This window comes from Candidatus Albibeggiatoa sp. nov. BB20, assembly GCA_016744725.1.
Classification (GTDB): domain Bacteria; phylum Pseudomonadota; class Gammaproteobacteria; order Beggiatoales; family Beggiatoaceae; genus Albibeggiatoa.
The window spans coordinates 1-7,272 of the sequence record JADGDW010000194.1; the positions used below are offsets into that span (position 1 = coordinate 1).

The 7,272-nt window shown below is 38.6% G+C and carries 4 protein-coding genes; all 4 read left to right on the forward strand.

Annotation, left to right across the window (positions count from 1 at the left end; all coding sequences use genetic code 11):
* The first annotated feature begins 514 nt into the window (after positions 1–514).
* On the forward strand, positions 515–1,168 hold the full coding sequence (gene adk, locus ABXH34_RS16550) for an adenylate kinase (protein ID WP_353572991.1): 654 nt from the start codon (positions 515–517) through the stop codon (positions 1,166–1,168).
* Between the two features lie 99 nt (positions 1,169–1,267).
* Positions 1,268–2,233 carry a stage II sporulation protein M gene (locus ABXH34_RS16555; protein ID WP_353572992.1) on the forward strand — a complete coding sequence of 322 codons (966 nt, stop codon included), beginning with the start codon at positions 1,268–1,270 and terminating at the stop codon, positions 2,231–2,233.
* On the forward strand, positions 2,220–3,704 hold the full coding sequence (locus ABXH34_RS16560) for a DUF4129 domain-containing protein (RefSeq protein ID WP_353572993.1): 1,485 nt from the start codon (positions 2,220–2,222) through the stop codon (positions 3,702–3,704). The genes ABXH34_RS16555 and ABXH34_RS16560 overlap by 14 nt, the downstream gene beginning before the upstream one ends.
* Positions 3,705–4,362: 658 nt before the next feature.
* Positions 4,363–7,014, forward strand: a complete 2,652-nt coding sequence (gyrA, locus tag ABXH34_RS16565; protein WP_353572994.1) for a DNA gyrase subunit A — start codon at positions 4,363–4,365, stop codon at positions 7,012–7,014.
* Positions 7,015–7,272 lie beyond the last annotated feature (258 nt).

Below are 7,272 nucleotides of genomic sequence, written 5' to 3' on the forward strand. Positions count from 1 at the left end.
ACACAGAATTCAGTAACAAGATAAATCATAAACCCAACAATTTTTTTATTTGGTGATTTTGTTTTGAAGACTTAAATTTAGACAAACAGTTTTTATAATTTCGTTTTACAGTTTGTATTTTTGGATGTTGTTCATCAAAAACGTTTTGCAAAATGCTTAAAGCCCATTCTAATAGAGGTAATGCTTGCTCATACTTACCTTAATTATCATAGAATCCAATCAAATTATTGAGACTGATTGCGATATTCAGTAGGTAGAAAATTCTACAAGTCTCATGTTCCTTTCTCACTTTGGTCTCCCACATAAGACCATATTCATCATTCATCTACAATCTTTAACAAGCAAGGATAAGCAATACATAAAGTGCGCAAAAAAATATTAAGGCACGCAATGAATCAAATAATTATATTGTGAAATCTATCGTTTCAATTCCCCATATAAAGACGCTATGCTTATGGTAACTAAACATGATAGACTAGGCTTTTTGTTGACTTAGTTAAAAGGAAGTAACACAATGCGTTTAATCCTACTAGGCCCGCCAGGCGCAGGCAAAGGTACTCAAGCCAATTTCATCAAAGAAAAATATAATATCCCGCAAATATCAACTGGTGATATGCTGCGTGCAGCGGTGAAAGCAGGTACCCCGTTAGGATTAGCTGCCAAAAAAATCATGGATGAAGGCGGTTTAGTGTCTGATGACCTTATCATTAATTTAGTCAAAGAACGTATTCAAGAATCTGACTGCGCTAATGGTTTCTTATTTGATGGTTTCCCTCGCACCATTCGTCAAGCGGATGCGTTAAAAGAAGCAGGCATTTCCATCGACTTTGTACTTGAAATTGCCGTCGCTGACAGCGAAATCATTAAACGTATGAGTGGCCGCCGTGCACATTTAGCATCGGGGCGTACTTACCACGTCTTATATAATCCACCTAAAGTTGAAGGCAAAGACGACGTAACAGGTGAAGATTTGGTTCAGCGTGATGACGATCATGAAGATACGGTGCGTAAACGTTTAGAAGTGTATCATGAGCAAACTGAAGCATTAGTTGGCTATTACTCTGGTTTAGCTAAAAGTGGTGACGCAAATGCACCTAAATACGCTAAAGTTGAAGGCGTAGGTTCTGTTGAAAGTATCCATGACAAGGCTTTTGCGGCTTTAGGCTAAATAATAGCATCAAGGATTGGTCGCTTTAATATTAAAAAATAACTATTTATTAGAGCTGCCAACCCTCATTTCTCTGAATTCCGTCTTCAAAGGCATGCAATGAAACAACAAACCTTTGAGCAACAACATGAATCCCTCTGGGAACAATTTGCCCAATATCTTGAACAATTAGAACAAAAACAAGTCACTTCTGAGCATTTCCCCCAACTTTACCGTCAAATCTGTCACCATCTTGCTTTAGCCCGTGACCGTCATTACAGCCCTTATTTAATTGAACGTTTAAACCGTTTAGTGCTGCGGGGTCATCAACAAATGTACACCCAACGCCAGCATCACTTTCTATTGAGTTTATTACAATTTGTGATGGCTGACTTCCCGCAAGCCGTACGCCGAGAATCGCGATTGGTTTTTTTATCAGCGACGTTATTTTTCGCCCCTCTGTTTATTATGGCGATCGTGGTGTATCTATATCCTGAAGTGATTTATAGCTTGCTTTCATTTGAACAAGTGGCTGGTATGGAATCCATGTATGATCCCACATCAAGCTATGTCGGTCGCAATCGTAATTCAGGCAGCGATTTTTTGATGTTTGGCTATTATATTTACAATAATATTGGCATTGATTTCCAAGTCTTTGCAGGGGGTATTTTATACTGCATTGGTACTTTGTTTTTTGTGATTTTCAATGGCTTATACATTGGTGGTGTTGGCGGATATTTAGTCCAATTAGGTTATCACGTACCTTTTTTATCTTTTGTCGCAGGACACAGCAGCCTAGAACTACTTGCTATCGTTATTTCTGGTGCGACAGGCTTGAAATTAGGTTTTGCTTTAATTGCACCCCAGCGTTTACAGCGTAGTCAAGCCCTGATTCAAGCAGCAAAGCACAGTATTGTCTTATTATACGGCGTGATTTTGATGTCTCTGCTAGCTGCATTTATTGAAGCCTTTTGGTCATCTAATGCCTCGATTGATCCCATGATAAAATATACTGTAGGCATTAGCTTATGGGTATTGAGCTTACTGTATTTTCGCTTTGTGGGGTTGAGTCATGCAGTTAGATAAAATTGAAGCCGTGGTTAGACCTCGTACACCTTGGGAAGCGATTGATTTAGGCTTTTGTATGGTGCAACACTGGATGTGGGATTTCTATCGGATTTGGTTTGTACTTACTTTTCCTTTGTTTTTAGCCGTTTATATACTTGCCTATTTATTCACTGAAATGCCTGATATTTGGGCAGCCATTATCGTTTGGTGGTTAAGACCTCTTTACAATCGTATTGTTTTGCATTTTTTTAGTCATGCTTTATTTGGTGAACAGATAACGCTCAGGCAAATGATACAGGCATTGCCTCGTTTACTGCTTAAAACCAGCTTGCTATTAGGATTGACCTTATACCGCTTAAGCACCGTACGCTCTTTTACTTTACCTATTTGGCAATTAGAAGGTAATCGAGGAGCTGTTGCACGGCAGCGTTTTCAAGTTTTACAGCAAAATACACGCAGTACGGCAATGTGGTTAACGGTTATTTGTGCGCATTTTCAAGGACTCATTGTTTTATTATTATATGTTTTAGTCTTTTTATTCTTACCTCAAAATACAGATTTAGAGTCCACATTCTTATCCTTTACTGAGGATAGCCCAATTTTTTTATGGATCAATTTGGTTTTCAATTATATTGCTTTAAGCTTAATTGAGCCATTTTATGTTGCAGGGGGATTCTCTTTGTACTTAAATCGGCGAACCCATTTAGAAGGCTGGGATATTGAATTGACTTTCCGCCAAATTCGCAAAAAAGTGGAAGCATTGCAAACCACAGCGATGATATGTTTAGTCGCTGTGACTTTATCTTGTTTCAGCTTTTATGCGTCTCCTGTGAGTGCACAATCTATTGCTAAGCCTGAACAATCAAAACAATATATCGAACAAGTGCTACAACAGTCCGAGTTTGAAACCGTGGAAAAACAGCAATATTGGAAATATATTGGTGATAGCCTCGCTTCTGAAGATAGCGAAGCAACAGAAGGTTGGCAATTGCCTTTATCATGGATTTCACTTTGGGCACAATTATTTGAGGTTTTGTTGTGGATCACAATTGCAGGTGTGATTGGATGGATAATTTATAAAACCTTACAAAATCCAGCCTTACAACAATGGCTCAATCAAAAGCAATCTAATATTTATCAACCTCAAGTGACATTTAGCTTAATACCAAAACCAGAGAACGACTCTTTACCTGATAATATTGCACAACAAACTTGGGAATTATGGGAGCAAGGTGAACATCGCCAAGCAGTGAGTCTGTTATATCGTGGAACATTGCTACAGTTACAACAGCAATATGAAATGGCAATTTATGACAGTGCCACAGAAAATGAATGTGTGCGTTTAGTTCGTCGGACTCAAGGTGTCGATTTATCAACCTATTTTTCCCGCTTGACCCGAGCATGGCAAATTCTGGCTTATGGTAAACACCTACCAGATTCTAATGAAATTCAACAACTTTGCGAGCAATGGACTCAGCATTTTCAATAGTCTGCTTTGCATTTCCACACTGCCCGTTTTTAAAGAAATACGCGATTATCATAAGCTTAAATAACTCATGTTACACAAAATATAAAAAAGTTTGACAGAGTAGGCTGTAATAGATGAGCCTTTGATGTTAGTTATTGTTAATAAACTATCTCTCACCGTATTCCACCATCCCAAGCGTATTGCATATTTTGGTGAAAAATGCAGCGCTATTCCACCCTACATAAAATGAAAAGTTCTTTTATTTATTTACGTAAGGTGAGTTAAATAAAAGTATGATATTGAGTTGGGTTTAAGCTTGTTATAGTAAAATCATTCATTTACTGAGTTCAATTTCAGCATAAGCCAATTAAGCATAAATTTCATAAATGATATTAACCTTTAAATAAAGGTGTATATTGTTTTCTATGCCCCTGTTCTTGCCTTGATTTCTATCATAAATCACCTATTTATCTGCAAATAAATGAGATGCCTGATTGTGCTACTCTGTTTTGGCTTTTTATTTTTAGTCATAAAATAGCAACAGTTCATAAAAATTCATTCTTATTCATAGTGTTAAATCCATGCATCATTTCGCTTTTGTCCAGAAAAAAAGCCATATTTATGATATAATATAAGCAATTTCATTAATTAAGACCGAATCTAGGGATAATCAGCTCTTATGGGCAAATTTGCGAAAGAAATTCTACCCGTCAATATTGAAGACGAAATGAAGCAGTCTTACCTTGATTATGCCATGAGTGTAATTGTAGGACGTGCGTTACCTGATGTTCGAGATGGATTAAAACCTGTTCACCGCCGCTCTTTATTTGCTATGAATGAATTAGGTATTTCATGGAATAAAGCATATAAAAAATCTGCGCGTGTGGTTGGTGATGTATTAGGTAAATATCATCCTCATGGTGACACTGCTGTATACGATACCGTGGTACGGATGGCACAAACGTTTTCCTTGCGTTATCCATTGGTGGATGGCCAAGGTAACTTTGGTTCAATTGATGGTGACAATGCGGCATCAATGCGTTACACCGAAGTGCGAATGGCAAAGATTGCCCATGAATTAATGGCTGACATTGATAAAGAAACTGTTAATTTTGCACCCAACTATGATGAATCAGAATCTGAGCCAACTGTTTTTCCGACCCGAATTCCTAACTTATTAGTCAATGGTTCAAGCGGTATTGCTGTTGGTATGGCAACCAATATTCCGCCGCACAATTTACGTGAAGTGGTCAATGCGTGTATCGCGCTGATTAACCAGCCTGATTTAACCATTGAAGAATTAATGCAGTATATTCCAGGCCCTGACTTTCCAACCGCTGGAATTATCAACGGCGTAAAAGGTGTGGTTGAGGGCTATCATACGGGACGTGGTCGAGTCTATATGCGGGCTAAAACAATGTTTGAAGAAGCCAGTAATGGTCGTGAAAGTATTGTTGTCAATGAACTACCATATCAAGTGAATAAAGCTCGATTATTGGAAAAAATTGCAGAATTAGTCAAAGACAAAAAGTTAGAAGGCATCAGTGAATTACGTGATGAGTCGGATAAAGACGGTATTCGGATGGTTATTGACCTCAAGCGTGGTGAAAGTGCTGAGGTCGTATTGAATAATTTATTTCAGCAAACGCAGTTACAAACTGTTTTTGGCATCAATATGGTGGCATTGGTTGAAGGTCAGCCGCGTTTATTGAATTTGAAAAACTTGATTGAATATTTCATCCGTCATCGCCGCGAAGTCGTCACCCGTAGAACCTTATTTGAATTACGTAAAGCCCGCGATCGTGCGCATATTTTAGAAGGTTTGGCCATTGCTCTGAGCAATATTGACGTTATGATTAGTTTAATCAAGGCAACAAAAAGTCCACAAGAAGCCCGTCAAGCGTTATTGGGTCGTACTTGGCAAGCAGGTTTAGTGGAAAAAATGCTTTCTGGCAGTGATACAAACAAATCACGCCCTGCTAATTTAGATGCAATTTATGGCTTACATGGAACAGAATATCAATTATCTGAAACCCAAGCCCAAGCTGTTTTGGAATTGCGTTTACACCGTTTAACAGGCTTAGAACAAGATAAAATTTTAGATGAATATCATCTCTTATTAGTCAGAATTGATGAGTTATTGCTGATTTTAAATGATGGTGGCCGCTTGATGGAAGTGATTCGAGAAGAATTGAATGCGGTCAAAGACGAATACGGTGATGAGCGGATTACTGAAATCATCCATACCCATCAAGACCTCAGTTTAGAAGATTTAATCACTGAAGAAGATGTAGTCGTGACCTTATCACATGAAGGGTATGCCAAAGCCCAGCCTGTCACCAGCTATCAAGCTCAAAAGCGTGGTGGTCGTGGTAAATCTGCAACCTCGATTAAAGATGAGGATTTCATTGATAAATTATTTGTTGCTAATACCCACGATACGCTGTTGTGCTTTAGTAGTCGCGGCAAAGTGTATTGGCTCAAAGTGTATGAATTACCACAAGCTAGCCGTATTTCGCGCGGTAAACCAATTGTGAATTTATTGCCATTGGAAGCGAATGAGCGGATTAATGCAGTATTGCCAGTTCGGGAATTCTCTGAACTCAATTATGTGTTTATGTCTACAGCCAAAGGCACGGTGAAAAAGACTAAGTTGGTTGATTTCTCTCGTCCACGGGCAAATGGCATTATTGCAATCAGTTTAGATGATGATGACCAGTTAATCGGTGTTGACATTACTGATGGGCAACGTGATGTGATGTTGTTTAGTCATAATGGTAAAGCGGTTCGATTTAAAGAATCTGCAGTGCGCTCAATGGGACGTACAGCCCAAGGGGTTCGTGGTATCAGATTATTGAATAATGACAAGGTAATTTCGCTCATCGTCGCGGCGGAACAAGGCACAATATTGGTTGCAACGGAATATGGTTTTGGTAAACGCACGCCAATGGATGACTTTACTGCTAAAGGACGTGGCACGCAGGGTGTGATTGCAATTAAGACTTCAGATCGTAATGGTCAAGTCATTGGCGCGATTCAAGTGCAAAATGACGATGACATCATGTTGATTAGTAATAAAGGCACATTAGTACGCACCAGTGTGGGCGGTGTTTCTGTGGTGAGCCGTAATACGCAAGGCGTGAACTTAATTCGTTTAAGCAAAGATGAATTATTAGTAGGTGTTGAGGCGATTGCGGATATTCCTGAGTTAGAAACTGATGAAGAATTAGTTGATGATGAAGCGATTGCAGACACTCCTGAATTAGAAACTGCTGAAGCGACTGCTAATATTCCTGAAACGGCTGATGATGTAAAAGACCCAGAAAAATAGTCCTTTTCATAATGAATAACCTTGAGCTTAATGATACGATTTATCATCTTTGATTTATTAAGCTTGGGTTATTCATCGTTCATCTGTTCCAATACTAACTGGAGTCTTTCCATCAGAGCCTTGAGGATTATGTTGTCGTTGACAAATGATATTTTTCCTCATTACTCGGCTCTTTCCTAATTTCTTATCAAAACTGTCCTAACCATTGTTTAAACTACTTTTTCTAACGCTGAAACTATCTATCCTATAGTGAATTTC

Coding starts and splice junctions, on each gene's coding strand:
- adk (WP_353572991.1), top strand. CDS start 515: ATGCGTTTAATCCTACTAGGCCCGCCAGGCGCAGGCAAAGGTACTCAA.
- ABXH34_RS16555 (WP_353572992.1), top strand. CDS start 1,268: ATGAAACAACAAACCTTTGAGCAACAACATGAATCCCTCTGGGAACAA.
- ABXH34_RS16560 (WP_353572993.1), top strand. CDS start 2,220: ATGCAGTTAGATAAAATTGAAGCCGTGGTTAGACCTCGTACACCTTGG.
- gyrA (WP_353572994.1), top strand. CDS start 4,363: ATGGGCAAATTTGCGAAAGAAATTCTACCCGTCAATATTGAAGACGAA.